Origin of the sequence: Phyllobacterium sp. YR620, assembly GCF_900104165.1 — a bacterium.
GTDB classification, from domain to species: Bacteria; Pseudomonadota; Alphaproteobacteria; order Rhizobiales; family Rhizobiaceae; genus Phyllobacterium; species Phyllobacterium pellucidum.
On sequence record NZ_FNJP01000001.1, the window covers coordinates 519,030 to 543,111 of the forward strand.

22 protein-coding genes are annotated in these 24,082 nt (G+C 57.8%); 6 read left to right on the forward strand and 16 right to left on the reverse strand.

Annotated features, from left to right (window positions below; genetic code table 11):
• Window positions 1-110 precede the first annotated feature (110 nt).
• Window positions 111-2,825, forward strand: coding sequence for an ABC transporter transmembrane domain-containing protein (locus tag BLR72_RS02430; protein ID WP_027233113.1), 2,715 nt, complete (start codon window positions 111-113; stop codon window positions 2,823-2,825).
• A gap of 57 nt (window positions 2,826-2,882) precedes the next feature.
• Window positions 2,883-3,347 carry a cyclic nucleotide-binding domain-containing protein gene (locus BLR72_RS02435; protein WP_091925037.1) on the forward strand — a complete coding sequence of 155 codons (465 nt, stop codon included), beginning with the start codon at window positions 2,883-2,885 and terminating at the stop codon, window positions 3,345-3,347.
• 15 nt (window positions 3,348-3,362) lie between these two features.
• Here BLR72_RS02435 and BLR72_RS02440 read toward each other — a convergent pair whose 3' ends face one another.
• On the reverse strand, window positions 3,363-5,135 hold the full coding sequence (locus BLR72_RS02440) for a metallophosphoesterase family protein (RefSeq protein ID WP_091944729.1): 1,773 nt from the start codon (window positions 5,133-5,135) through the stop codon (window positions 3,363-3,365).
• Window positions 5,136-5,349: 214 nt separating this feature from the next.
• On the opposite strand from BLR72_RS02440, the gene BLR72_RS02445 reads away from it, so the two are divergent.
• Window positions 5,350-6,180: an MBL fold metallo-hydrolase gene (locus BLR72_RS02445; RefSeq protein WP_091946498.1), complete on the forward strand. Its 831-nt coding sequence runs from the start codon at window positions 5,350-5,352 to the stop codon at window positions 6,178-6,180.
• A 1-nt stretch (window position 6,181) separates the two neighbouring features.
• Here BLR72_RS02445 and BLR72_RS02450 read toward each other — a convergent pair whose 3' ends face one another.
• Window positions 6,182-6,943, reverse strand: a complete 762-nt coding sequence (locus BLR72_RS02450; protein WP_091944731.1) for a polysaccharide deacetylase family protein — start codon at window positions 6,941-6,943, stop codon at window positions 6,182-6,184.
• On the reverse strand, window positions 6,933-8,027 hold the full coding sequence (locus tag BLR72_RS02455) for a glycosyltransferase family 4 protein (protein WP_091946500.1): 1,095 nt from the start codon (window positions 8,025-8,027) through the stop codon (window positions 6,933-6,935). The genes BLR72_RS02450 and BLR72_RS02455 overlap by 11 nt, the downstream gene beginning before the upstream one ends.
• Before the next feature lie 237 nt (window positions 8,028-8,264).
• On the opposite strand from BLR72_RS02455, the gene BLR72_RS02460 reads away from it, so the two are divergent.
• Both BLR72_RS02460 and BLR72_RS02465 read left to right on the forward strand, forming a co-directional pair.
• Window positions 8,265-9,968, forward strand: a complete 1,704-nt coding sequence (locus BLR72_RS02460) for an adenylate/guanylate cyclase domain-containing protein (RefSeq protein WP_244506601.1) — start codon at window positions 8,265-8,267, stop codon at window positions 9,966-9,968.
• A gap of 77 nt (window positions 9,969-10,045) precedes the next feature.
• Entirely contained in the window at window positions 10,046-10,882 is an 837-nt protein-coding gene (locus tag BLR72_RS02465) for an FkbM family methyltransferase (protein WP_244506602.1), read from the forward strand.
• Here BLR72_RS02465 and BLR72_RS02470 read toward each other — a convergent pair.
• The 6 genes from BLR72_RS02470 to wrbA all read right to left on the reverse strand — a co-directional run bounded on the left by BLR72_RS02470 (window position 10,835) and on the right by wrbA (window position 18,176).
• A complete protein-coding gene (locus BLR72_RS02470) occupies window positions 10,835-11,317 on the reverse strand; it encodes a class I SAM-dependent methyltransferase (RefSeq protein WP_091944737.1) in 483 nt (160 codons plus the stop codon). The two genes, BLR72_RS02465 and BLR72_RS02470, sit on opposite strands and share 48 nt — an antisense overlap.
• Window positions 11,318-11,450: 133 nt before the next feature.
• Window positions 11,451-13,445 (reverse strand): Fe(3+)-hydroxamate ABC transporter permease FhuB, encoded by a 1,995-nt coding sequence (fhuB, locus tag BLR72_RS02475; RefSeq protein WP_091944739.1) that lies wholly within the window; start codon window positions 13,443-13,445, stop codon window positions 11,451-11,453.
• The gene (locus tag BLR72_RS02480) at window positions 13,442-14,302 is read right to left on the reverse strand and encodes an ABC transporter substrate-binding protein (protein ID WP_091944742.1); all 861 of its coding nucleotides are present in this window, start codon (window positions 14,300-14,302) and stop codon (window positions 13,442-13,444) included. The genes fhuB and BLR72_RS02480 overlap by 4 nt, the downstream gene beginning before the upstream one ends.
• 2 nt (window positions 14,303-14,304) lie before the next feature.
• On the reverse strand, window positions 14,305-15,093 hold the full coding sequence (locus tag BLR72_RS02485; RefSeq protein WP_091944744.1) for an ATP-binding cassette domain-containing protein: 789 nt from the start codon (window positions 15,091-15,093) through the stop codon (window positions 14,305-14,307).
• Complete coding sequence (locus BLR72_RS02490) at window positions 15,093-17,264, reverse strand: TonB-dependent siderophore receptor (protein ID WP_175492260.1); 2,172 nt, start codon at window positions 17,262-17,264, stop codon at window positions 15,093-15,095. Before BLR72_RS02490 ends, BLR72_RS02485 begins: the two co-directional genes overlap by 1 nt.
• Window positions 17,265-17,546: 282 nt before the next feature.
• Entirely contained in the window at window positions 17,547-18,176 is a 630-nt protein-coding gene (wrbA, locus tag BLR72_RS02495) for an NAD(P)H:quinone oxidoreductase (RefSeq protein ID WP_091944749.1), read from the reverse strand.
• A gap of 585 nt (window positions 18,177-18,761) precedes the next feature.
• Between wrbA and BLR72_RS02505 the strand changes: the two genes are divergently transcribed.
• Complete coding sequence (locus BLR72_RS02505; RefSeq protein WP_091944755.1) at window positions 18,762-19,673, forward strand: LysR substrate-binding domain-containing protein; 912 nt, start codon at window positions 18,762-18,764, stop codon at window positions 19,671-19,673.
• Window positions 19,674-20,277: 604 nt separating this feature from the next.
• Here the strand turns inward: BLR72_RS02505 and BLR72_RS02510 are convergent.
• From BLR72_RS02510 to BLR72_RS02540, 7 genes are all read right to left on the reverse strand, one after another.
• Entirely contained in the window at window positions 20,278-21,171 is an 894-nt protein-coding gene (locus BLR72_RS02510; protein WP_091944757.1) for an alpha/beta hydrolase, read from the reverse strand.
• A gap of 39 nt (window positions 21,172-21,210) precedes the next feature.
• Window positions 21,211-21,879, reverse strand: coding sequence for a class I SAM-dependent methyltransferase (locus BLR72_RS02515; RefSeq protein WP_244506603.1), 669 nt, complete (start codon window positions 21,877-21,879; stop codon window positions 21,211-21,213).
• 39 nt (window positions 21,880-21,918) lie between these two features.
• Complete coding sequence (locus BLR72_RS02520; protein WP_091944760.1) at window positions 21,919-22,383, reverse strand: hypothetical protein; 465 nt, start codon at window positions 22,381-22,383, stop codon at window positions 21,919-21,921.
• 39 nt (window positions 22,384-22,422) lie between these two features.
• Window positions 22,423-22,689 (reverse strand): DUF2277 domain-containing protein, encoded by a 267-nt coding sequence (locus tag BLR72_RS02525; protein WP_027233125.1) that lies wholly within the window; start codon window positions 22,687-22,689, stop codon window positions 22,423-22,425.
• Window positions 22,690-22,783: 94 nt separating this feature from the next.
• Complete coding sequence (locus BLR72_RS02530) at window positions 22,784-23,218, reverse strand: type II toxin-antitoxin system VapC family toxin (protein ID WP_091944763.1); 435 nt, start codon at window positions 23,216-23,218, stop codon at window positions 22,784-22,786.
• Window positions 23,218-23,472 (reverse strand): type II toxin-antitoxin system Phd/YefM family antitoxin, encoded by a 255-nt coding sequence (locus BLR72_RS02535; RefSeq protein ID WP_228020220.1) that lies wholly within the window; start codon window positions 23,470-23,472, stop codon window positions 23,218-23,220. Before BLR72_RS02535 ends, BLR72_RS02530 begins: the two co-directional genes overlap by 1 nt.
• A 53-nt stretch (window positions 23,473-23,525) precedes the next feature.
• Window positions 23,526-24,062 (reverse strand): DedA family protein, encoded by a 537-nt coding sequence (locus BLR72_RS02540; RefSeq protein WP_091944768.1) that lies wholly within the window; start codon window positions 24,060-24,062, stop codon window positions 23,526-23,528.
• Window positions 24,063-24,082 lie beyond the last annotated feature (20 nt).

The following is a 24,082-nucleotide window of genomic DNA, read 5'->3' on the forward strand; positions in this document are numbered from 1 at the left end:
GCGGAACGGATGCTGTAGGCTAGGACGATTCAACCATGGAGTTCATCCATGTGCACTTCAAACGTTTCAGTTCTTGAAATGCCTGCTGGATTCACAGCGTACGGTTACCAATGGAAAAAAGCCTAACCCGTTATATCTGGTCGCATACCCGGCTCCAGCAGATGTGGATTCTGTTCGTCGTCGCGGTTTCGATGATTCCGTACTTCTTGTCGTTCGACCTGCCGAAACAGATCGTCAACGGTCCGATACAGGGAACCGGGTTTGACACGCCAGGTTCGACGCAAACCTTCATGCGCATTGAGTATGACTTTCCCTATATCGGCAACATTCTGTTCTTCGAGGGATTGCAACTGACGCGCTTCCAGATGCTGATGGCCCTCAGCCTGGTATTTCTCTTCCTGGTCGTCATCAACGGTCTCTTCAAGCTTTACATCAACACCTATAAGGGCCGGCTGGGGGAGCGAATGTTGCGGCGCATACGCTTCGAACTGGTCGACCGGGTGCTGCGTTTCCCGCCGGCAACTTTCAAGCGGGTGAAGTCGGCCGAGATCGCGACGATGATCAAGGACGAGGTCGAGCCGATGGGCGGCTTTACCGGCGATGCCTTCGTTCAGCCCGCGCTTCTGGGCGGCCAGGCCATCACGGCCCTGGTCTTCATCATCATGCAGAATTTCTGGCTGGGAATGATTGCGGCGGGCATTGTCGCCGTGCAGGGCGTCGTCATTCCGCGCATGCGTAAGCGTTTGCTCGAACTTGGCCGCCAACGCCAGCTGACCGCGCGCGAGCTTTCGGGGCGCGTCGGCGAAATCGTCGATGGCATCGGCACGATTCACGGCAACGATACGTCTAATTTCGAGCGTGCCGACATTGCGGCCCGTCTCGGCCTTATCTTCTCAATCCGCTACGACCTTTACCAATGGAAGTTCCTGGTGAAGTTCATCAACAACTTCCTGGCGCAGGTAACGCCCTTCCTGTTTTATTCAATCGGCGGCTTTCTGGCGCTGCAGGGACGGCTCGACATCGGTCAGCTCGTCGCCGTGATCAACGCATACAAGGACCTGCCGGGGCCGCTTAAGGAACTCATCGACTGGGATCAGGCCCGGCAGGACGTTCAGGTCAAGTATGCGCAAGTTGTCGAACAGTTCAACGTCGAGCGCCTGGTTGATCCCAAGATCCAGGCCCTGTCGACCGATCCCATCAGTCCGCTCGAACATTCACTCCATGCAGTAAATCTAACCGTTTCGGATGATGCAGGCGCGCCACTCCTGCGGCATGTCTCGCTGGAAATCATGCCTGGCGAGACCGTTGCCATCGTCGGCAACAGCAGCAGCGGCGCGGAGGCACTTGCCGAGGCATTCAGCCGTCAGGTCTGGCCGGATCAGGGCCGCATCACCATTGACGGGCGCGATATTCTGGAGCTGCCCGAAGCGATTACCGGGCGACGCATCGCCTATGCTTCGTCCGACACATATTTCTTCCAGGGCAGCTTGCGGGACAATCTTCTCTATGGCCTGAAGCATGCGCCGATGGTCCCGGTGGAGTATGAGGGCAAGCTTGCGGATCAGTACAAATGGAACATCATCGAGGCCCGCAAGGCCGGCAATCCCGAGCTCGACGTAAACAGCGACTGGGTCGATTATGCTTCGGCCGGGGTAACAGGGCCTCAAGATCTCTTTGACGTCTTGCGGCCGGTGCTCGATGCCGTGCTGATTTCGCAGGACATCCTCGACATGGCGCTGAATTCGCGCGTCAACACCGCCGCCCACGGCGATTTGACGAGCCGCATCGTCGAGTTGCGCGAAGCGCTGCGCGAGCGCCTGAAAAAAGAAGATCTCGACGACCTGGTCGTTCCGTTCAAGCTCGATGCCTACAATCCACAGGCAACAGTCGGCGAGAACTTCCTGTTCGGGTCAATGAAGCGGCCGATGATGACCAATCGAAAGCTTGCGGCGAATCCCTATTTCCGTTCGGTTATGCGTGAGACCGGCCTGCTCGATGACCTTTACGCAATGGGTCTCGAGATTGCCGAGAACGCAGTCGAACTCTTCCAGGATCTGCCCCCCGACCATCCGTTCTTCCAGCAGCTCACTTTCATGACCGCCGACGATATTCCAGGCTATCAGCAGCTCCTGCAAAAACTGAAGGGCCGCGACATCGATGCCGCCTCCTCGGATGAACGCACCAGCATTATCCGCTTGAGCTTCTCCTATATCGAGCCGCGGCACCGTTTCGGTCTCTTGAATGATGAATTGATGGCCAAGATCGTCGAAGCGCGCGGTCGGTTCCATCGCGATATGCCGGAGGATCTTAAAGCCGTCATCGAGCGCTACGATCCGGAGAAGTTCATCGCCTCGGCGACACTCATGGACAACGTCCTGTTTGGCAGGGTTGGCGTTACGCAAGCAGATGGTACGGACCGCATCCGCGCCATCCTCCGTGACCTGTTCGACAAGCTCAGCCTTTTTGAAAGCGTGCTTTCCATCGGTATGGATTTCGATGTGGGTTCGGGCGGCAAACGCATCACAAATGTGCAGCGGCAGAAACTCAACGTCGCCCGTGCCCTGTTGAAGCGCGCGGACTACGTGATCTTCAATCGCCCGCTTCCGGCACTCGACCAGCGCGTTCAGGATCAGATAACCCACAAGATCATGGAGGACCTTCACAAGGAGGGACGCCCGCCAGCCATCGTCTGGGTGCTGTCGAATTCGGCGCTTGCAAACCTCTTTGACCGTGTCATCGTGTTCGACAAGGGCACGCTGGTCGAAGAGGGAACGCACGCGACTCTTCTTGAGAAAAACGGTATATTCAAGGAGCTGGTATCGTAGAATACCACGGAACCAAGGGGCGAAGTGGAAGACCTAAAAAGGGGGCAGTGTACGTTCATGTTGCTGAAAGACGAAGTCGAAATGCTACGGCGGGTGCCGCTGTTTTCGGGTGTTGCCCCTGCCAAACTCAAGCTGCTGGCCTTCACCTCCGACCGCGTGAGCTATAAGGCCGGGCAGACCCTGTTTCGCCAGGGGGATCCGGCCGACGCCGCCTATGTCATCCTGACCGGCGGCGCCGATATTCTGTCGGAGACCCCGAGCGGCGAGATCAAGGTCGCCGAGATCGAACATGATTCGATCGTCGGTGAAATCGCCATTCTGTGTGACGTGTCGCGAACTGCGACCGTGCGCGCCAACTCGGCGCTGGAAGCGCTGCGCATCAGCAAGGATCATTTTTTCAAGCTTCTGAGCGACTATCCGGAAATGACCATTGAAATCATGCGCGTCCTTGCCGACCGTCTCAGCCATACGACGACCGAGCTTAGCGAAGCACGCAGCAGGCAAAAGCAAACGGCAAAGTAGTCCAAGGCCTTAGGCTTATTCGATTTCGCAGATTTTTCCGGTTGCGAGATCGATCGTGAAATTGCGTGATGGATGGCCAGATAGATATCGGCCCATCATGCGAAACAGCCGCATAAACGTGTCCTGTGCCTCGCCCGATTTCACCGAACTTTGGTCAGCAAAAAGCTCCATGAGGTAGCGGTACATCCTCATCCTATCGCTTGGAATGCGATCCAGCCCCAATTCGCTGCCAAGCCGCAGTTTATACCAGTCCCCGAGTAGTTTCAGGCACGTTATGGCGTCGAGTTCATCGAGGTTAAGCCCCGCGGCTCGCAGTGCGCTTCGTATCCGCTCCATGGACTCGTCGCGGCCGCGTTCGGCGTGAAGCAGAACGGTGGCGTCGGCAAGTGCGACCGCCTGATGGTGATGGCCGAGTACGGCCAGGTCCCCCAGATTAATCTGCGCAAGGACCCTAGCTAGATCCTTCGGCCATTCCCTCCGCAGGTAGCGGTGAACGACGAGTTGATCGACATGTTCCGCAATGAAGGTACCGTAATCGGGTGCATCGAGTATTTGGCCGACCTTTTTACCCGTTACGCCGATCTCGACACGGTATTGCTCGATCAGGAGCGGATCGATGGGCGCTTTATCGAGCGCCACGGTTTCGACCTTGAGGCTGTCCTCGCCAAACGTGCTGATCTTGAAGACCGGGGGAAATGCGACAAGCGATGGTACGCCGATGTTGATAAGAAATGTGTCATCCCGCTCCGCGCGTGCCGTATCGTTGACATGCAGGTGGCCGCTGAAGTGGATGTGGATGCCTGCATCCATGAGCGCATCCGCAACGGCGCGGGAGGGTATGCGTTCAATCGAACTCGTTCTGCCGATCACTGCAAGCTCGTCATCCATCGTACCGTCGAGCATGTCGAGCGCCGGATAATGCGAGAAGGTAAGCAACGTCTTGCCGTTGAGCCTCGCCCTTGCAGCGACGTCTTTCGCCCAATCGAGGATGAACGCCTTGTGCTTGAGCATGGCATTCCAGCCGGCATTGGTGCTATCGACAAACGCGCCTGCATGGCCCTCGACGAACTCGCCACTGCGCGGCTCAAACACGTTTGCGTCGATCATCAGCAGCCAAAGGCCCGGGACTGGCTCAACCAGATAGGAAGCATCCATCAAGCGGTATTCGTTGCGGCCATCATTCGATCGCACCGTGTAATGCCGCCGCTCGGGTCGGTCGTCAGTCCCGAACGGTGTTTCCCAGTGCAGGTCGGATGCCTTTCGAAAGAAGCCGAGATCGGGCAGCGCGCTCAACCCGGCCGGATAGCCGGAGCAATACATTTTGTCCGTCGTCACCATGCCGTCCGCATCATCGTCGACGAAGTCACCGTCGCTGGCAACAATCGTATAGGTACCGTCCGGATTGAGAAGGCGCTTGGCATGGTGGCGTCCGGTGGGGCCGAAAATATCGTGATTGCCAGGAGCCGCGATGAAGTTGAGCGCGTGATCGCGCGTATATCCATCAAGGAGCTCGCGCAGGGCGCGTATGGTCGCCGCCTGTCCGTCGTCCGAATAGTCGCCGAGCAGCACAACATGCTTGATGCCGCGCTCGACCACCGCATCCAGGGCTGCGCGCAAGGCGTGATAGCTTTCGTTGAAGACACGGGTCGACCTTACCGTGTCGGTCAGCCGCCGCGCGGTCATGTTGCGCCCGGCAACATCAATGCCGCTGAAATCATAATCGCCGTAGAGATCGTGAAAATGGGCATCCGCGATGATTGCAATGGGCGGGAATTGCGAAGACGACATGAACGAAGCATTCCGGTGGAAAGATACGCAAACTTATACATTTGTATCGACAATTGTCATGAAGCTTAAAAAGCGTATGACTATCGCTTATATACGATGTGTTTTGGGTGTTTATTGCGCCCATGGCAACTAATTCGAAAGCCAACGCTCGCATTAGGAAAGCGGTTTGGCTACGATACCCGACAAGAGCGGGGGATTGGGTGTAAAGATCGGAATGAACGACGAAGTGTTTCGGGTAAAATTCTGGGGGACGCGTGGCAGCGTCGCCGTTTCGGGACCCGAGTTCGAACGGTACGGTGGAAACACCGCGTGTATTGAAGTTCAGTGCGGCAAGCACAGGCTGATTTTCGACGCCGGATCGGGCGTGCGGCAGGCGGGAGAAGCTCTGACGCGGGAAGGCGCCGATGAGCTGGATATCATCTTCACCCACTGCCACTACGATCATATCATCGGCCTGCCCTATTTTGCGCCGCTCTACAATCCAATGATGAATGTGCGCATCTGGTCGGGCCATCTTGCCGGCGTCATGTCGACGCGCGAGATCGTCAAGCAATTCATGCGTCCGCCCTGGTTTCCTGTCGAGCCGGAAATCTGCAAGGCATGTCTGGGCTTTCGCGATTTCCGTTCCGGCGACGTGCTGGAGCCGTTTGAGGGTGTAAGGATCGAGACGGGCAGTCTCAATCATCCGGGCGGCTGCGTCGGTTATCGCATCGAATGGGCAGGCAAAGTGCTGGCATTGATCTACGATACCGAGCACGAGGCCGGGAAGTTTGACCCCGAGGTGATGCGGCTCATCAAGGGCGCCGATCTTGTCGTCTATGATTGCACCTATACGGAAGATGAAATGCCGCGCCGGTTTGGCTATGGACATTCAACCTGGCAGCATGGCGTCCTTCTTGCCAAGGCAGCAAACGTGAAGAGGTTTGCATTGTTTCACCATGCGCCGTCGCGCACAGATGACGAACTCGATGAGTTCGAACATCTGGCAAGGGAGCACTTTCCGGGTGCGTTTTCCGCGCGCGATTTTCAGGAGATCGATCTGTAGATCATCGACGCTGAATGAGCTCGCCAAGCCCGGCCCAGCGGGCATTCGGCGCTGCCGCGATGATAGCAAACAGCTTATGCAGGAACTGCCATGCCGCTTCGTCATGGACAAGGTGGTGGGTCAGAATTCCGATGGGCTCGCCCAGGCCGTCAAATCTCTTCTGAAGTTCCTTGACGATAGCGGCAACAAGGTCGTCATGATTGCGGCCACCGCGCGTTCCATGCCAGTCCATGAGATCGACATGGGTGTTGACGACGGGAATGAATGCCGTCTGCTTCGCCTTGGCCGGGCCGAAAACGGAAAGCGCATCAAATCCAAGTCGAGGCAACTCGGCAATCAATTCTTGGTCGATGCGATTCCAGGGTGGCACCAGCGCTGGCACAAAACGCTGCGGGAACAGTGTGCGAATACGCGCGATACCTTCGCCGATTTCGTCGAGGACCATTTGGCGCGGTCTATGCGATCCGAGTTCCTGCTTCTTCTCGGTGATCGGGGCGTGATTCTGGTGCGACCAGCCATGGACGGCGACAAGAATGCGCTGTTCATCGGTCAATCGCTCGGCAAGCGTTGCCTCGGCATGGGCAGGGACCACAGCCAAGGTCATTGGCACGTCATTCTTGTTGCTGAGCTCGAGCAGCCGCTCCAATGCGGATGTGGGTTTGACCGCATCGTCATCGCGCAGCCAGAATTGCGCCTGGCGCCCGGCGTCGAACCAGCGCTGCAATTCGGCGCGCAGAGGCTGCCAGGTCGCATCAATTCCCATTCTGCTGCCCCACATATTGTCGCAAAATTTGATCAAGCCGCGCCGACGCCCCCTCGAGGGAACGCTCTTGCGCAATGAAGCGGTGTGCCTCCGAGCCCATACGTGTGCGCCTTGCCTCATCGTCAAGCAATGTGGCGATGGCCCGGGCATATGCCTGGGTGTCACCGGCCGGAGTGAGGATGCCGGTCTCACCATCTTTTACGACTTCGGGAACACCTGCTACGGCTTGCGCCAAGACTGGCACCCCTGCTGCCTGCGCTTCCATGTAGGCGATCCCATAGGCTTCGCCGACACCCGGCCAAACGTAGACGGACGCCTGTTGCAGGACGCTCCGGATGACGGCTGGAGGCTGTTCTCCCAACCATTCGATGCGTTCAGGCTTGAACTTCGAGAAAAGCGCCCTTGTCTCGGAGGCCGCCGGTCCGTCACCGATGATCGTTAATGTCCAGTGCTCGTCCTCGATCGCCATCAGGGCGTCCGCCAATATTCTATAGCTCTCTAGCTTGTCGCCGCTGCGCATCATGGCGACTGTCACCAGCTTTCGCGGCTCTCTTTGCGCTTTTGACATCTTGAAGGGCGCGACATCGATGAATGGAAATAGCCGTTCGAGCCGCGCCTCGGGGATCGCCGCCGCAAGACCCTGCCGGTCCCGCTCGGTAAAGCAGAGATTGACGTCCGCCTGCCGCACGGCGTCGGCCACGAGCGATTGCAGGGCTGCCCATCCGCTCTTGTCGCGCCGATGCGAAAAGGAGGCCTCCGCCGTGACATAGGGTATGTTCAACGCGGCAGCCACTCGAGGGCCGATGAGGTCCGGCGCCTTATAATATGGATGGTAGGAGAGCCAGACATCCGGCCTCGGCTCCCACCAGCGGCCAAGCCGCTCTACCTCCTGCGCCGCTGCGGCTGCTATCTCCCCGCGCCTGCTATCCTCGGGAGTGGCGGTAAAACTCCGCAACTCCGATGCCAGATCGACGCTATGGCCGGCAAGCTCCAAAGCAGCGATCAATAGCCGCGCCATCTGACGGTCACCCGACGGGACCGGATGGTTGGGCGATTTCAATGGTGCATAGAACGCTATGCGCATGAGCAATGATTGACTTTCTGTCGGCAGCAACTGCCATCCTGATGGAATCTGCATGGCACGATTTCCAGCGCGGCGCCAATTGCTTCGGATGTTGCTAACGATATTTTGATGGTTCGTGCGTTCTGAAATATTCAAAAAACCATTGTTGTAGACCACCAAGCTTGCGTTTGAGTTATACAGCCCGTATCGCCAAAGGGCCGGGCTTCGCATAGACTGGTTGAGGAAAATCAGGTGTTTATGACAGCAGCCGCCACGACCAAGCCGACCGGCATTTCAGAACGATCCTTGCGCCGGACAAGGCTGGCCTCCGGCTTGGTCATGCTTGTCTTCGTATCACTCCATCTCGCAAACCACGCCCTCAACCTCATTTCGCTCAGTGCCGCGGAAGCGGGTCGCCTGTGGTTCATTGCCATCTGGCGCAGCCCGCCTGGCACGGTGCTGCTCTATGGTGCCGTTGTCGTCCACGTGGCGCTGGTCATGCGCTCGCTCTATCAGCACCGGACCCTGGTAATGCCCGCGCGCGAAGCGCTGCAAATCGTGCTTGGATTGCTCATCCCTCTTTTCATCATCGAACACGTGGCGGCGACGCGCATCCGCTTCGATCTTGCGGGGATTGAGCCGACCTACGAAAGCGTCATTCGTGGATTGTGGATCGACTCGCCAGCCAATGGCCTGCGGCAAAGCATTGCCCTCTTCATTGTCTGGACCCATGGTTGTATCGGCGTCCACTTCTGGCTGCGTTATCGCTCCTGGTACAACAAGGCTGCGCCGTACCTTCTGACCGTTGCCATCCTGCTTCCTGTTCTTGCACTGCTTGGATTTGCCGATACGGGCCGCGTTCTCGAAAGCGAGCCGATTCAGTCAAGTTATGGCCGGGCCGCGGAACCGGCGCCTGCAAGGCACCTTCGCGAAGCGAGGCTTGAAGACGTTCAGACCGTCAAATACACGCTCTACGGTGCTTTCGCCGCAACGCTGCTCAGCGTTATCGGCTTGCGCACACGCCGAAGCTGGCGGGAGCGCATCGACCAGATCGAGGTTCGCTATCCGGGCGGTGAAACGGTGCAGGTTCCACGTGGATTCAGCGTTCTCGAAGCAAGCCGCCTTGGCGGAATACCGCATTATGCGGTCTGCGGTGGCAAGGGGCGATGTTCCACCTGCCGGGTCCAGGTCATTGAGGGAGTATCAATGCTTCCGCCGCCCGAATCCACTGAACTTGCGACGTTGAAGCGTATCGGCGCAGAACCCGGCGTGCGGCTGGCCTGTCAACTGCGCCCCTCCGGCGACATCAGTGTCGTCCCTCTCCTGCAGCCGTCAAACGAGGCCATCGTGCCAGTCGGCAGCCAGCAAACCAATCCGGGACGCGAGCAGGAAATTGCAATTCTCTTCTGTGATATCCGCAGTTTTACCATGCTGACGGAAGCGCGCCTTCCATACGACATTGTCTTCCTCCTCAATCGCTATTTCGCCATTGTCGGGCAGGCTGTCGAGCGGTCGGGTGGCCGTCTGGACAAGTTTATCGGCGACGGTGCCATGGCGCTGTTCGGCTTGAACGGCTCGGCGGAGGAGGGTTGCCGCAATGCGCTGAAGGCGGCGGCGACGATCACGCATGAGATGGAACGGCTGAATGAGGAACTTGCTGGAGAACTGTCGATGCCGATACGTGTCGCCATCGGCGTTCACGCCGGGCCCGCAATTATCGGTGCCATGGGCTACGGAACGGTGAAGAACCTTACGGCGATCGGCGATACCGTCAATGTCGCGAGCAGGCTTGAGACGATCGCGAAGGAGCTCGATGCGACCATTGTCGTCTCCGAGCCGACCATCCGTCTCGCCGGGTCCGATACCGAAACGCTTGAAAGCCGTGAGATTGCCATTCGGGGCCGCGTCGAACCGCTTCGTGTCTACATCATCCCTCAGGAATTAACCGTGCGTTTTGCATAATCGGGGCAGCATACATGTTCGCTAACAAGCCATTTGGCAGGCACTGGCGCAGGCTTCGGGATCGAGTAGCACGGCGAATGTTCAATACGCGGCTCGGCCGCGAAGTCCTGATTCACGGAATTGGACCGCGTGTCCTTACCATGACAGTGGATTGCGGCGACCATATCATGAGCTTTTCCCCGTCCGACTACATCGGCAGGAAAGTCTTCCGCAAAGGCAATTTCGACCGCGACCACGTCGATCGCCTGCTTGGCATTCTCCGCGACCAACGCTTGCTCGGGCCCCAAACCACGCTGTTGGAACTTGGCGGCAATATCGGCACCCAAACTGTCTATTTCGCCTTGAGCAAGGCATTCGGTCATATCGTCAGCGTTGAGCCCGATCCGCGCAATTTCGAACTCCTTCGGCTCAACATCGAGCAGAACAGGCTGACGGACAGTGTTACGCTCCTCAATTGCGCTGCGGGCGACACGGACGGTCAGATCGATTTTTTCCAGCACCGCGACAATCACGGGAAGAGCAGCATGATCCGGCAAAGCAGCAAGGATCATTGCATCGTTGTCGCCGTCAAGCCTGTCGAAGCGATCCTGCAGGAAGCACAGGTAAGGTGCGAGGAAATTGGCCTGGTCTGGATGGATATAGAGGGCTACGAACCGCAGGCTTGCAGATCAATGGAAGTGCTTCTCGCGCGGCGTGTCCCCGTCTACCTTGAATTTTCGCCGGCCTTCTACGGCCAGGGACGAACTGCTGACTTTGTCAAATATCTGGCCAAATTCTACGAGGATTGCCTGATTTTCCGTGAGGAAAGCATGGAGGCCTCGAAGGTCGCCACGATCCCTGTCAATGAACGGCAATTCGACCTGCTGCTATTCGATGCGGCGATAAAGGAAGTAACGGCCTACCGGGACGCTTGAGCAAATGGGCAATGCTTCAAGTTGCGGGTGAAGCAGTTCGAGACCGCTCACGACCAGCCCGTGCGGACGAAGCAGGCCAGCGGCGAGTTGCGGCAACCAGGTGAGCGTGATCGCATCCTTGTCGTCATAGCCGGTGCCTATATCAACATGGACCAGCGCGGCGCCGACGCCGATGAAGGTCTGGGCGGTTTCGCGAATTTCGCCAAGGACGATGTTTTCGGGTGCGGGCGTCGACGTCTTGTGCGAGCCGACTGCCCGGTCGAACGCGATGATGCGTTTGTCTGGAAACAATGCGCGGAGATGATCGAATGTGCGGCCGTTTCCGAGTCCGAGTTCAAGCACCGGCCCCTCAATTTCGTTCACCGTCTCGCGAATATCGTTGAGAATATCGCGTTGCGCGGTCAAGCGGTGAATGAAGCTGTCAAGCCGGCTCATGAATGCCTCCGTTCTCAATTATATCGTCGACCCGCTTAACATGTTCGCCCCATTGGGTCGACCTGTACGGATCGCCTTTCGGATATGATCCATGTCTCCCTCAAGGGGCGTTATTCGCAACCAGAAGGGGATGTTAATGTTGCACGGACTGGCGGCTGCCGCGGATGATCAGCACCGCAAAGATTGGTCCGCCAAGCAATGTTGCAACGAGACCCGTGGGTAGTTGCCACGGGAAATAAATGGTTCGGCCGATAAAGTCGGCTGCCGCCATCAGCAATGCCCCGAAGAGCGCCGACCCCAGGATGTGCGTCGTCCCGCGCGGCAAGCCGACGCGTTGCGCGAGATGAGGCGCCATCAATCCGACGAAACTCAACGGTCCGACGACCAGGGTCGCGATGGCCGTCAATAGCGCGGAAAGGCCCAGGATAAGGGCGCGGAAGCGCTTGATGTCGACGCCATGGGCATGGGCGGATATGTCCCCCAGCGCGAAATGCTGCAGGGGCCGCGCGAGCAATATCACGGCGAAGAGGCCGGCGATCGCAAATGCCGCGGACGTCCATGCCAGCAGGGGCGTAACGCCATAGGTAGAACCGGCCATCCAGCTAAGGAGAAAGAGTGCGCGCGGATCGCCGGAAGCAAGGATGACAGAAACGAGTGCCGTAAGCAGTGCTCCGAGCGATACGCCAAAGATCAGAAACTGGTTTCCCGCATGCGATTGCCGGTTGACGGCAAAGAGGATCACGAGCACCACGCCGGCACCGGAAAAGCCGCCGATCAGCCTGTGAGCATAGGTCGGCTGCGCGACAAGAAAAAGCATGCACAGCAATCCCAGGGCCGTGCCGGCGCTCACGCCAAGCACCTCGGGACTGGCGAGGGCGTTGCCCGTCAGCCTCTGCAAAAGGCTTCCTGACAAGGCGAGCAGAACGCCCGCAGAAATGGCGGCAACTAGACGCGGCACGCGCCATGGCAACAACGACCGCAGGGTTTCGCCCGCCTGGCTTGCCCATCCTGCATTGATGTCGCGGCCAACAACGATAGCAAGCAGAGCAGCCGCCGCCAAAAGCAACAAAAGCAATGACAACAGCAAGCGAGGCCTTGGAGTGGCTACGATAAGCGCTTTCCCCTGAACCGCGATCGCGTTAGGCACGTTGCGCCTCAACATCAGAAACAACAAGAAAGGTGCCCCGATGACTGCAGTGACTGCGCCGGTCGGAAGGCTAACCCCGGATACCGCCCCGTAAAACTGCACAAGCTGATCGACGATGATGAGAAGTGTAGCGCCTGCAAGCGAAGCCGCGATCAACCGCGTTGCGATGCGCCTTGCCCCGATGGCCCGCGCGATGGCCGGCGCCGCCAGACCGAGGAAACCAATGATCCCCACCGCGCTGACCGTAAATGCAGTCAACGCAACGGCAACGAAGAGCGCGCCGGCGCGAATGCTTTGTATCTTGACCCCGAGGGCCTGTGCGGCATCTCCGAGCGTCAGAACACTGAGCTGTTTGACCAGCAGGAGTGCGAGAACAGAGCATCCGATGATTTTTGGTGTGAGGGTCGCCACCTGCCGCCAGTCGTTCTGGTTTAGCGAACCGCCTCCCCAGATGAAGAGGCCGGCAAGGTAATGGTCGTTCATGAGGGTGAGCAACGTGACGACTGCAGTGCAGTAGAGCCCCGTGACCATGCCCGTCAGAATGACGACGACGGGGTTGAATCTATATTTCCAGCCTACGGCAAAAACGATGCCGACAGCGGCGAACCCGCCAAAGGCAGTGGAAATATCCCGGCTCCAGCCGAGGATTGCCGGAAACCAGAGCATGGCAACGCCAAGGCTGAGTTGCGCGCCGGCCTCGATGCCGAGCGTTGACGGCGATGCGAGAGGATTGCGAAGGACATGTTGGAACAGCATGCCCGAAAGTCCAAGTGCGAAGCCGCAGATGGCTGCCATCGCGAGACGGGGAAGGAGGCTGTAATGCGCGAGTACCGCACGGCTGTCGTCGGGTGATGGGGTCGAGAACAGGCTGCCGAGGCTGAGCCCTTCCAGCGATGGCAAAAGGTTCAAAGCGGTAATGGCAAGCGCGGCGGCCCAGAGGGCGCCGATCCATAGCCATGGCTGGGCGTCTTTACGTTTCATGTGGTGGCTTCCACCAGCAGGCGCGCAAAGCGGGTCATCGAGGGCAAGGTGCCGAACATGAGCACACTGTCCATGCGTCGCGCACGGTGTTTCTGGACGAACGGCATGCTTTGCCAAAGCGGGCTTCCGGGAAGCGTGGCGAGAACATCCGGTGGCACCGGATCCATGTAGAAGAGCCAGTTATCGCCGACTTCAATGAGGTCGGCGATGCCGCCATCGCTGAAACCCCATTCATTGGTTGGGCGCTTCCAGGCATTTTCGAGACCCAGGCGGTCGAGAACATCCTGAAAATTGCCACCCGGTCCATAGAAGCGGATGTTGCGAGCATCCATGAAGGTCATGACGGCGAGCTTGCCAAGATGTTGCGCTTTGGCCTTGGCGGCCTCAAGTTCGCTTGCGGTACGCTCGATAAGGGCTTCCGCTTCCGCCGTTCTGCCGAGGAGGCTCCCAAGCTCGCGCGTCGCTGCTACAATATTGGGGTAGGGCGAAGTACCTGTCGCATGAATAGGAAAGGACCTCACAGGCGCAATCAGTTCGAGCTGCGGTCTGACCCATTCGAGATAGGGTGTCGATAGGACAATGTCAGGCTTCAGGAGCTGCAGAAGCTCCATGTTGATCTCATGGGCCGAGCCCATGTTGGCAATCCCTTGCGGGAGGGGTGGCTCGACAGCCCAGATGGGCCAGCTTGGGGTATCGATCAGGCCGATGGGGGTGACGCCGATTTCGATCAGCGTTTGCGCCAGGCCATAGTCGAGACTGACCACACGGAGTGTCGCTGCGCCGCTTCTCACGATGGAAAGCGTGGGCGCGAGCGCCATGGTGCCGAGAAGAAATGCGCGTCGTGAGAGGGCGGCCATGGCTAGAGAACGTAGCTGATTGGCGATTGCGTCTGCGGATGCGGAAAAATGCCCATGCGAACGCCGTAGATCGCATCGAGACGCTCCGCCGTGATCAAGGCGGCGGTTTCGTCGTGCGCCACCAGACGGCCACCGGCAAGCGCGATGAGCCGGTCGCAGTAGCGCGCTGCCATGTTGATATCGTGGAGCACGATCAGCACAGTTTTCTTGTGCTCGTGCGCCAGCATGCGAATGAGCTCCATGACCTCGATCTGGTGGCTGATATCGAGCGCCGATATCGGCTCATCCAGCAACAGGCATTCAGTATCTTGCGCGATCAGCATGGCGACAAAGGCCCGCTGACGTTCGCCGCCCGAAAGCGTATCGACGACGCGGTCGGCGAGCGCCGTCATTGAAGTAAGCTTCAACGCGTCCGCTACCTTCAGCTTGTCGACCGCAGAGAAGCGGCCAAGCGCGCCGTGCCAGGGAAAACGTCCGAGGGCAACGACCTCGCGCACCGTCATGCCATCCGTATCTGGCGTCTGCTGCGGCAGGTAAGCCACGCGCCGTGCATAGTCCTTGGTGCGAAACGATACCAGATCCTGTCCGGCATATTCGGCCCGCCCCGCTGTCGGGGATTGGAACCGCGCCAGTATCTTCAGGAGCGTGGACTTTCCCGAACCATTATGCCCGAGTATGCCGACGACCTCCCCGGTTGGAACGCTCAACGTCAATGGATGCAACAGTGCCTTGCCATCGACCTCGAAGCCAATGCCATCGAGCGAGAAGGAGGTTCCAGTCATTGCAGCCATCAGAACTTCGCCGAAAGCGTGGCCTTGATGGCCCGGCCCTCGCCATAAATGCACATGGGATTGCCGATGTCGTCGCTCGAACAGGTCGAGTAATACTCCTTGTCGAAGATGTTGCTCGCCTTCAGCGATCCCTTCCAGCCGTTCTTCTCATAGCTGATAAGCGCGTCGACAAGCGTGTAGTTGTCTACCTTGATCAGATTGGCGTTGTCGCCATACGTACTTCCGACATAGCGTACACCCGAGCCGACGTTAAGACCCTCGAGAGCGCCGGTCTCGAATGTATACTTGGCCCAGAGACCCGCCTGGTGTTCGGGCACCAGCGCCGGACGGTTGCCAACCTCCCCGTCGATGTTGCTCGACGTGATTTCGGCGTCGAGATAGGTGTAGCTCGCGATCAGGCTGACGCCATGGAACAGGTTGACGACGGATTCGAGTTCAAAGCCGCGATGTCGGACCTCGCCGGTTTGCACCTGGAACGTCGGGTCCACCGGGTCGGGTGTCAGCACGTTGGACTTGGTGATCTCGAATACCGAGCCTGTCACCGTGCCCGGGAAATAGTCGGGCTCGTATTTGACGCCGGCTTCGTACTGCTTGCCTTCCGAAGGCGCAAAGGTCTGGCCGCTGGAACCCTGGCCAATGACCGGGCTGAACGATTCCGTATAGCTGATATAGGGCGTGAAGCCGTTATCGAAGAGATAGCCGAGACCGGCCTTACCGGTGAAGGCGTTGTCGTCCTGGGTATCGGAGGTGTCGCTCAACCGGTCGAAATTCTTGTTCGTCACCCATGACTGGCGCCCGCCCAGCGTGAGAAGCCAATGATCGTCGAACTTGGTCTGGGTCTGTCCATAAAGTCCGATTTGATCGACGGTCTGCTTGCGGTCGACATAGATTGCGGGCGCTTCGATATCTAGATGATAATCGGGGTCGGTGATATCCAGAGTCGGACCCTCACCGTAGCCATTGTGGCCGTCGACAGTCTGGCGCGTATAGTCGAGACCCATCAACAATGTGTTCTTGATACGGGCATTTTCGTAATCGTACTGCACGTTGTTGTCGACGCTGAAGATCGTCGCTGTCTCATCCACCGTGAACAGCGTCCGGTTCATGGTCGTATCGTCAGCCATGCTTGAATAGTAGAGATGCCGATAGTCGGTATCCTGCGATGAATAGCGAAGGTTCTGCTGCACCTTCCAGGCGTCGTTGAAGCTGTGTTCGAAAAGATAACCGATCGAGCCGTGATTGGCGTCGAAGTCGTTGAAGCCTGGCTGCGCCGTGGTGAAGCTGCGCGAGAATTTCGGCAGGTCGGGAAATGCCGGGTTGGCAACCGGAAGGAAGGCATTGGGAGTGAGCTTGTCCCACTGGTAGTTGGCAAGGACTGTCAGCGACGTGTCGGCGCTGGGCGACCAGGTAATTGCCGGGGCGATGTAAACGCGATCGTTCTGGGAAAAATCTGTTTCCAGTTCGCCGTCGCGCAGCAGGCCTGTCAAGCGATAGGTCCAGACGCCTTCCTTATCGAGCGGTCCACCGGCGTCGATCCCGAGTTCATAGGTGTTGAATGATCCATAGCCGGCATAGGCGCTGTAGAACGGGTCGGTTGTCGGCCGCTTCGTCACCAGGTTGACGAGGCCGGCCACATCATTTTCGCCGTAGAGAACCGAGGACGGTCCCTTGAGGACTTCGACTCGTTCCATTCCATAGGGTTCGGATTTGAAGCCGGAAAAGTCGATGGCTTTTTGCGGCAGACCATCGCGGAATACGGCATAGGTGCCAACGTCAAAGCCGCGGATCAGAAACTGATCGAAGCGCTCGTCGACCCCCCAGGGCGATGCCGTGACGCCCGACGTATAGGCGATGGCGTCTTCGACGCGGTCGACGATGCGGTCATCCATCTGCTCGCGCGTAACGACGGAGATCGACTGTGGAATTTCGCGGATCGGCACGTCGGTTTTCGAGCCCGTCAGGGTGTTCTTTGCGATATAGCCTTTATCAGGACCGACTGGGTTGCTGTCGCCATCGATGACAATCGTATTGAGCTGGATGTTGCCTGCGTCCTGGGAGCGCGCGACGCCGGCCATCATCAGACTGGCGACCGCTGTCGACATCAACAGGAACGTCAATTGCTTTGGCGCTACCGAATTGAAAGACCGTTTATCGGTTTCGTGAACGCGCATAACCCACCCCATGTATAATCCATTGACATTGCTGGAAGTTTCATGAGTGCCGTACTCATGTTCAAACATGACTACATTTGTCATGTTAAGTAAGTCAAGCCAGCAAGGGATTTTTCGCTGCGTATCCCGTGGTTGCAGTCAAGGGTGTGACTTTGATGTTACGGGCGGGGCGCCGGGCCCGCTTAACATTTCGCAATTGCCGCATCGCAGCGGATGGCGCGCTACGGGTCGCTCGTCGGACAGGCCCGCGCGTCATCACGCGGGCCAATGTTCCTGGCGTTGTCAGGAAGGTGCGCCAATAACGTGAGCACCCCAAAGTGCCTTTGCCACCGAGGTGACACGCCTGCCCTGAAACCGTGCAACTTCAAGATGATCGGCATCGGGCTTCAGCGTATCACCTGCGGATACATGGGTAGCACCGTAGGGTGTCCCGGCTTTAAACAGAGCAGGGTCGGCGTAGCCGAGTGGAACGATGATCAGCCCAAGATGTGCAAGCGGATTATATAGGGAAAGCAGCGTCGACTCGTTGCCACCATGACGTGAAGACGATGAGCCGAATACGGATCCCACCTTACCGTTCAATTTCCCCTGGAACCAGATGCCTCCGAGCGTATCGATGTAGGCTTTGAGTTCAGCGGCGACAGCACCAAAACGGGTTGGCGATCCGAGAATGATCGCATCCGCCCATTCAGCGTCTGCTTCCGTCGGCTCTTCATATCGCCTATTCATAGCCGCAGCGCTGTCCACCCAGCCATTCGCTTTGGACATGATATCATGACCGACAAATTCGCGCGCACGACGGATGCGAACTTCGGCGCCTTCGGTGCGGGCACCCTCGGCAATCGCGTTAGCAAGCGCCTCGGTGGATCCTTTCCTGGAGTAAAACGCAATCAGAACCTTTGGACTGGACATGGTCTTCCTTCTTTCTCATGGTGTTCCCGATCGAGCTTGGGCTCGCGAATTGTCGCTGGATTGAAACTTGACGTCTTGCGCTTCAGGGCGGAGCTACAGCTTAAAGGCGCAAGCGCACATGATGAGTTCAAAAAGATCGGGACCATTTAGTCGCTTCAACGGCCTCACCTTCAATCCATTCCCAATCTATTCAAAAGCAACGGCTAAGAGAGGATGAGGAATTGGGATTTATCTTCCGATAGATTGGACGATGACAAATCGCGAGTTCAAACGCTGAAGGGCAAAATGCATGGCAGCGATGTGCGCGAAAACGCGAACGATGCCCAGTGTCCCGTTGCCACGTTCTGTCAGCACGATGTTCTCTTGCGCAGCTGGCCGAGTTTCGGACGAGGTCGGCAGGATGCGTCGCACAATAGCGTGCATTGACTAACATTCGGCTCTCGGGAACACTGGATGCAATGTGTCGTGATCGAGGAGGGCCTCGCGGTCGCTTCTAGCGCTGGAATGGGGATGGGCTGGATTCTATCGCAAAAAGACGGCATCGTGCCAACTGAAGGTACCGCAGCTTGGGCGATGGAGTAACCAGTGCTCGATCTCAACGATTTTTATTATTTCGTTCAAGTGGTGGATAGAGGTGGTTTCACTGCGGCCGGGCGGACGCTTCGTGTACCCAAGTCAACTCTTAGCCATCGAATCCGGCAACTCGAGGCCGAACTTGGTGTCAGATTGCTCAACCGCACCTCCCGGCGATTTGCTATGACCGAGGCGGGCAACGATTTCTATCGCCATGCCGTCGAAATGCTTCAACAGGCCGAGCAAGCTGAGGCGGCGATCCGGCATCGACTCATCGAACCGACGGGTACAGTCAAGTTCACGACAAGCCTCGCGACGGCGCAGTTCGCAATGCGCTACATGGTGGCGAGTTTCTTGAACCAATTTCCTAAGGTAAACCTCGTTGCGCATGCAACCGACGAGATAGTCGATATCGTTGGCGAAAATTTTGATATTGCTATCCGCGCTCATTCTTCACCTTTGCCCGACTCTACCTTGGTGCAGCGAACATTGGCTTTGGCACCTTGGTTCCTCTTCGCGGGTGCCGCCTATCTTGATATCAGGGGCGAACTAGAAACCCCTCAGGATCTCGCCCGTCACCCTTCGCTTTTTATGATGCGCAGCGGAGTGACCCCTGCTTGGCGATTGCGCAAAATCGCCGAGGAAAAGCAAGAATTGGTAATTCCCCTCGCCCCACGCCTCTTGAGCGATGATATGATCGGCCTTAAGCAAGCTGCAATCGAAGGACAGGGGATTGTGGCTCTGCCTGGTTACATCTGCCGTGAGGACGTTCGAATCGGACGCTTGCGGCATGTCCTGCCGGATTGGCTAGCCGACAATTCCACGATCACAGCGCTGCTTCCCTACAGGCAAGGTCTGCTGCCCTCGGTTCGAGCATTTATGGACCACCTGACTGTCGAGTTTCCGAAAGTTGTTCATACATGAATCGCGCGCCATATCGATAGTGGTTGGGCTTGTCCGGGTATATTGTCACCTGACTGGCCTAACGCGAACAGAAGCACCGAGTGGTTAATGTGAAGCCGTGCTTGTGCCCGAGGGATGACGCTGACGCGGTGAGCTTCCACCGATTCAAAAGGACGCTTGGCGCTCTCCTCAATACTTAATGGTATCTCCCACCTTCCATCGTTGTGTTGCGGTTAACGCGTTGATAGAGCGATATAATATAAGCGATTCAGAAGTCAGCATGGTCGCTTTTGAACCTTGCATGATTAATGAAGATGGAACCTGCCGTGTTCATATGGCTTCCGCAGCAACCGAATAGCGCGACCTGCGCTCGGCTGATCAAAGGGTCGAGAGATAACCGGTTTGAAGCATAGTGCATCGCGGCGCTGCGACCCTCCACGGCCATCGCACCGAGTGTCTCGATCGCCATAAGCTGCTAGGAGGAAAGCACAGCTGCCGCGAGGGTGACCTGATTGGCCATCACACCGCGCGCGACCCAGGCGACCGACGAGCGTCCGTAGCAGGTTCGGGAAGGCTGGCTTCAGGGAGTAATCCGTTGGCATCGGCGAGATTCCCGAGAATTGGTCTAATCGGATTGGACCTTGCGGATTGCAAAGGCGTGCTGAACGGCGCGATTGACCGCCACCGGCAGCACCGACATGTGGGTTTCACCCGAGTAAAGTTCGAACGAGGCGCTGATCGGACGGCCCGGCAAATTGTTCAGGCGATCCCGCATTTCAATCGCCAACATATCGTTGAGCGTGACCTTCTTTTGGGCAAGGCGCTCCGCCTCGTCGGGTGCGCCGATCTGGAACGGCGCCAGGTTCTCGGTCTCGTACGCGCCGCAGGAAAGATACAGCGCGGCACCAGCGTTGGTGTCGGGTGCCGCCGCGAATGCCGGATAGAATTGTTCGATGGCGCGGTCTTCCCAATAGATCGAAGGGCTGGCCGCAATCCAGGTGGTGAATGCCGAGGGACGTGTGAAGAGGCTGTACAGAACAAAGAGGCCGCCGAAAGAATGGCCGAACAACGCCTGACGCTTCCGATCGATCGGAACGGTCGCTTCGACCATCGGCTTGATCTGATCCTCGATGAACGTGATGAACTCCTCGGCGCCTCCGGTCTTAACAGGCGGCGTATTCTCATAGAAGGGTGGATAGGTCTTGCCGGGCGGAACACCGAGATCCCACGAGCGGCGCAAGGGATCATATGCGGCGTCGACCGGGTAACCGATCGTCACGATCACCCCTGGCGCAACATTTGTGCCGCTCGGATAATCGGCCTGGGCACGTATCACATCGACCGCGGTCCCGATCACAGCATTGCCGTCGGTCATGTAGATAACCGGCCAGCCTTCCGTGGGCGCATCGCCCTTCGGGCGATAGATGAAAACGCGGTACGTTGCCCCGTTCTCTGCCGATACGACATCGTGGAATGTGGTGCCGCCGATCAGGGCAGCGTTGTTATTTTGGGTTGTCATGCCCCGACGGGTTAGTAAACATGAGTTGAACAGTCAATATTAAATTGTGCCCGCTAGGAAGGCATAGACCGAGCTTGGCTTCACGGCACGACCTTCGGCGTCGGCGAAGTCGCTTACGAGGTACTCAGCGATCAGGCGCAGGTGCGTGCGGGGCAGATAGGAGCGGCCAGGATCACCAATGAGAATTTGAATGCCGGCAGCCGCGCAGCGAAGCAGAAACCCGGTAACCCGGCGTGCCGTTGCTTCATCATAGAAAAGATCGCCTACAAGGATCAGATCGACACCGGGCGGGTCACCAATCGTGACGTCGCCATTGATCGCTTCAATATTTACGCCATTAATGAGTGCGTTAAGCTGTGTCGCGACAAGCGCGTTCGGATCGGTGTCCGCGGCGATTACCTTCCCGGCGCCAGCCATTGCTGCGGCGATGCCGACAATGCCTGAGCCTGATCCGAGGTCGAGGACACGCAACCCCGAGACTACCTCCGGGTGATCGAGAATATGGCGGGCAATGACCGTCCCGCCTGCCCAGTGATAGGCCCAATAGGGTGGCGGGTCGTTCTCGGAATCGACCAGCCGTCCGAGCCCGCTTCCAGGATGCGCCCTATACAGGTCAAGTTCCGGAACGTGCGGCGCCCGACGCACCTCCATGTTCGCGATGATGAACGATTTGACGTCCACCCGGACGTCTGAGGCTATCCTGCGCAAATGCTGCGAATCCTTAATGAGGGCGGTGGTAGCGAGAGCCTATTTCTTGTTCGTACTATCGAACATGCTCTTGGTATCCGCCATCTGATCGTTTGCGAGCTTGTCGACGCCGCCTTGCAGTAACGAAGCGAGGTCGTCATCGATCCTCTGCTTGAATTGCGCGGGCAGCCGATGCTGTGTGGCAAGCACGTCGGTGGAACATGCCGCATCGATGGAATCGATCGCCGCGTAGGCCGGGCCGAGCGATGCAATGTAGCCAGGCAGTGCGCGCGCAACATCGGTCTCCTGCAATGCGATGTTGATCTTCATTTTCCCGACGATGCTTGCATAACGCGCAGAAGCGAGAAGCTGGGTCGCCCTGTCGAGAGCGAACTTTGCGCCCAGGTAGTCGTCGACTGCAGCCTCATAGGTAGCCGTCGCCCGCTCGCAGGTTTGTGCCAGCACCGGCCCCGCACTGAACGCACCAAGGGCGAGAACCGCTGAAACAAGAGTCCACTTGTGCATACCGGTCCCTCCCATTTTGAGTGCGGTCGGCGGCTTTCCCTAGGCGAATCGAGCACGCGAACGTTCGCGCAATTTTTCGGCCTCGACCTCCCGGTCACGTGCCGGCGCGTGCGTATGGAGTGACGCCAGCAAACGGCGCGCGGAAGCGGATACCTCCGCCACTGCGCGGTCAAATGCTTCGGCATTCGCCTGCGACGGCTTGTTGAAGCCGGAGAGCTTGCGCACGAATTGCAGTGCGGATGCATCGATTTCGTCCTGTGTTGCCGGAGGATCGAAATTGAAAAGTGTCTTGATGTTGCGGCACATGGCTTGCTTCCTGTTCTGACAACAAAATAGTCGGCCTGACCAAATGAAATAGCACGAATGGCTGTCAGAGGGAAAGCAAGGGCGCTATTGACGCTCAGGGTGCCTTGGATGCTTCGTGCTTCCATGGATCGAAGCATGCGACCTCGAATGGCGTGAAGTCCGCAATATTGCGGGTGGCAATCCGCAGTCCATGTTCGAGGGCCGTCGCAGCAATCATTGCATCCGCTGACGGGCGTTTTTCCGCGGTTGCAAGCGTGCCTGCGCGCATGGCGACATCGAGGTCGAACGGCAGGATGCGGCCTGCGAAGCTTGGCAATACGATCCCATCCAGCCAGCGCTCGAGATCGGCGGCAAAGGCCGGGTCGTTCCGCTTCTCCCGTTCAATGCCGAATTTGATCTCCATGATCGTGATCGCAGAAAGGTACGCAGTTGCAACGTCGAATTCCTGCAGGAATTGCTGGAAAGCACGGTCTTGCTTCTCCGGCCGCCTTGCTGCAGAAATCACATTGGTATCGAGCAGCAGTGCCATCAGAACTTGGGCGTCCTGCGATCGAATTCTATCCGTTCCGGATCGAATTCCTTGGTCTTAGGAGCATCAGGATCGCGAAGCGCCTCGTAGAGGGTCCTGGGCTTGTTCCAGTTTGCTTCGAATTCGCTGTAGCGCAAGAGCACATAGCTCGCCTCCCCATGGTCTGTTATGACCACGGGCCTCTCATTGGCTTCCTTCTTGGCCCGACTTGGATTCTGATTGAAGGAAGCGCTTGTCATATAGGTAACACGCACGGCATTCTCCATCTAGTATATTTTTCTATAAATATACTACTTTTGCCGGCGCTTCAAGCCCAACCGACCCAATGGCGCCATTGCATGAAGGCATCGCCGAGAAAATAAGGTCCGAAGGTCCACACGCTCGCCCAAAGCAGGCCGCCAAGCGCATTGGCGATTAGAAAGCGTCCGAAATGCATGCCGACCGAACCGGCCACAAGCCCGTTCAACTGGCGCAGGATGACGACGAAGCGGGCGCCGAAAACAATAATCGGACCGCGCTTTTCAAAAAGCTCTTCCAGGGATCGTTGCCGCTCTGGCGTGAGACGCACGATCCAGCCATAGCGACGGAGCAAGGGACGACCGCCAAAATGACCAATGGCATATCCGGTACTGTCGCCGATAACGGCAGCGACCCACACGGCCAGGAAGAGATCAATTATGGCAAAGTCGCCGCGCGTTGCGAGAAGCGCAGCAGCCACCAGCGCACTCTCGCCTGGAAGTGGCGCGCCGAACGATTCCAGATAAATGATGACGAAGATGGCGTAGAGGCCATATTGCCGGATGTAGGGTTCGAGGAAGGCTGTTCCATCGGTGAGAAATTGCAAGCGGCCGCGTCCCTGTCCAG

Bases quoted from the DNA above. Each gene is read 5' to 3' on its own strand.
- BLR72_RS02510 (WP_091944757.1), bottom strand. From the start codon at position 21,171: ATGACAACCCAAAATAACAACGCTGCCCTGATCGGCGGCACCACATTC.
- BLR72_RS02485 (WP_091944744.1), bottom strand. From the start codon at position 15,093: ATGGCTGCAATGACTGGAACCTCCTTCTCGCTCGATGGCATTGGCTTC.
- BLR72_RS02430 (WP_027233113.1), top strand. From the start codon at position 111: ATGGAAAAAAGCCTAACCCGTTATATCTGGTCGCATACCCGGCTCCAG.
- BLR72_RS02490 (WP_175492260.1), bottom strand. From the start codon at position 17,264: ATGCGCGTTCACGAAACCGATAAACGGTCTTTCAATTCGGTAGCGCCA.
- BLR72_RS02460 (WP_244506601.1), top strand. From the start codon at position 8,265: ATGACAGCAGCCGCCACGACCAAGCCGACCGGCATTTCAGAACGATCC.
- BLR72_RS02530 (WP_091944763.1), bottom strand. From the start codon at position 23,218: ATGGCACTGCTGCTCGATACCAATGTGATTTCTGCAGCAAGGCGGCCG.
- fhuB (WP_091944739.1), bottom strand. From the start codon at position 13,445: ATGAAACGTAAAGACGCCCAGCCATGGCTATGGATCGGCGCCCTCTGG.
- BLR72_RS02455 (WP_091946500.1), bottom strand. From the start codon at position 8,027: ATGCGCATAGCGTTCTATGCACCATTGAAATCGCCCAACCATCCGGTC.
- BLR72_RS02445 (WP_091946498.1), top strand. From the start codon at position 5,350: ATGAACGACGAAGTGTTTCGGGTAAAATTCTGGGGGACGCGTGGCAGC.
- BLR72_RS02470 (WP_091944737.1), bottom strand. From the start codon at position 11,317: ATGAGCCGGCTTGACAGCTTCATTCACCGCTTGACCGCGCAACGCGAT.
- BLR72_RS02480 (WP_091944742.1), bottom strand. From the start codon at position 14,302: ATGGCCGCCCTCTCACGACGCGCATTTCTTCTCGGCACCATGGCGCTC.
- BLR72_RS02520 (WP_091944760.1), bottom strand. From the start codon at position 22,383: ATGCACAAGTGGACTCTTGTTTCAGCGGTTCTCGCCCTTGGTGCGTTC.
- BLR72_RS02440 (WP_091944729.1), bottom strand. From the start codon at position 5,135: ATGTCGTCTTCGCAATTCCCGCCCATTGCAATCATCGCGGATGCCCAT.
- BLR72_RS02465 (WP_244506602.1), top strand. From the start codon at position 10,046: ATGTTCAATACGCGGCTCGGCCGCGAAGTCCTGATTCACGGAATTGGA.
- wrbA (WP_091944749.1), bottom strand. From the start codon at position 18,176: ATGTCCAGTCCAAAGGTTCTGATTGCGTTTTACTCCAGGAAAGGATCC.
- BLR72_RS02450 (WP_091944731.1), bottom strand. From the start codon at position 6,943: ATGGGAATTGATGCGACCTGGCAGCCTCTGCGCGCCGAATTGCAGCGC.
- BLR72_RS02525 (WP_027233125.1), bottom strand. From the start codon at position 22,689: ATGTGCCGCAACATCAAGACACTTTTCAATTTCGATCCTCCGGCAACA.
- BLR72_RS02435 (WP_091925037.1), top strand. From the start codon at position 2,883: ATGTTGCTGAAAGACGAAGTCGAAATGCTACGGCGGGTGCCGCTGTTT.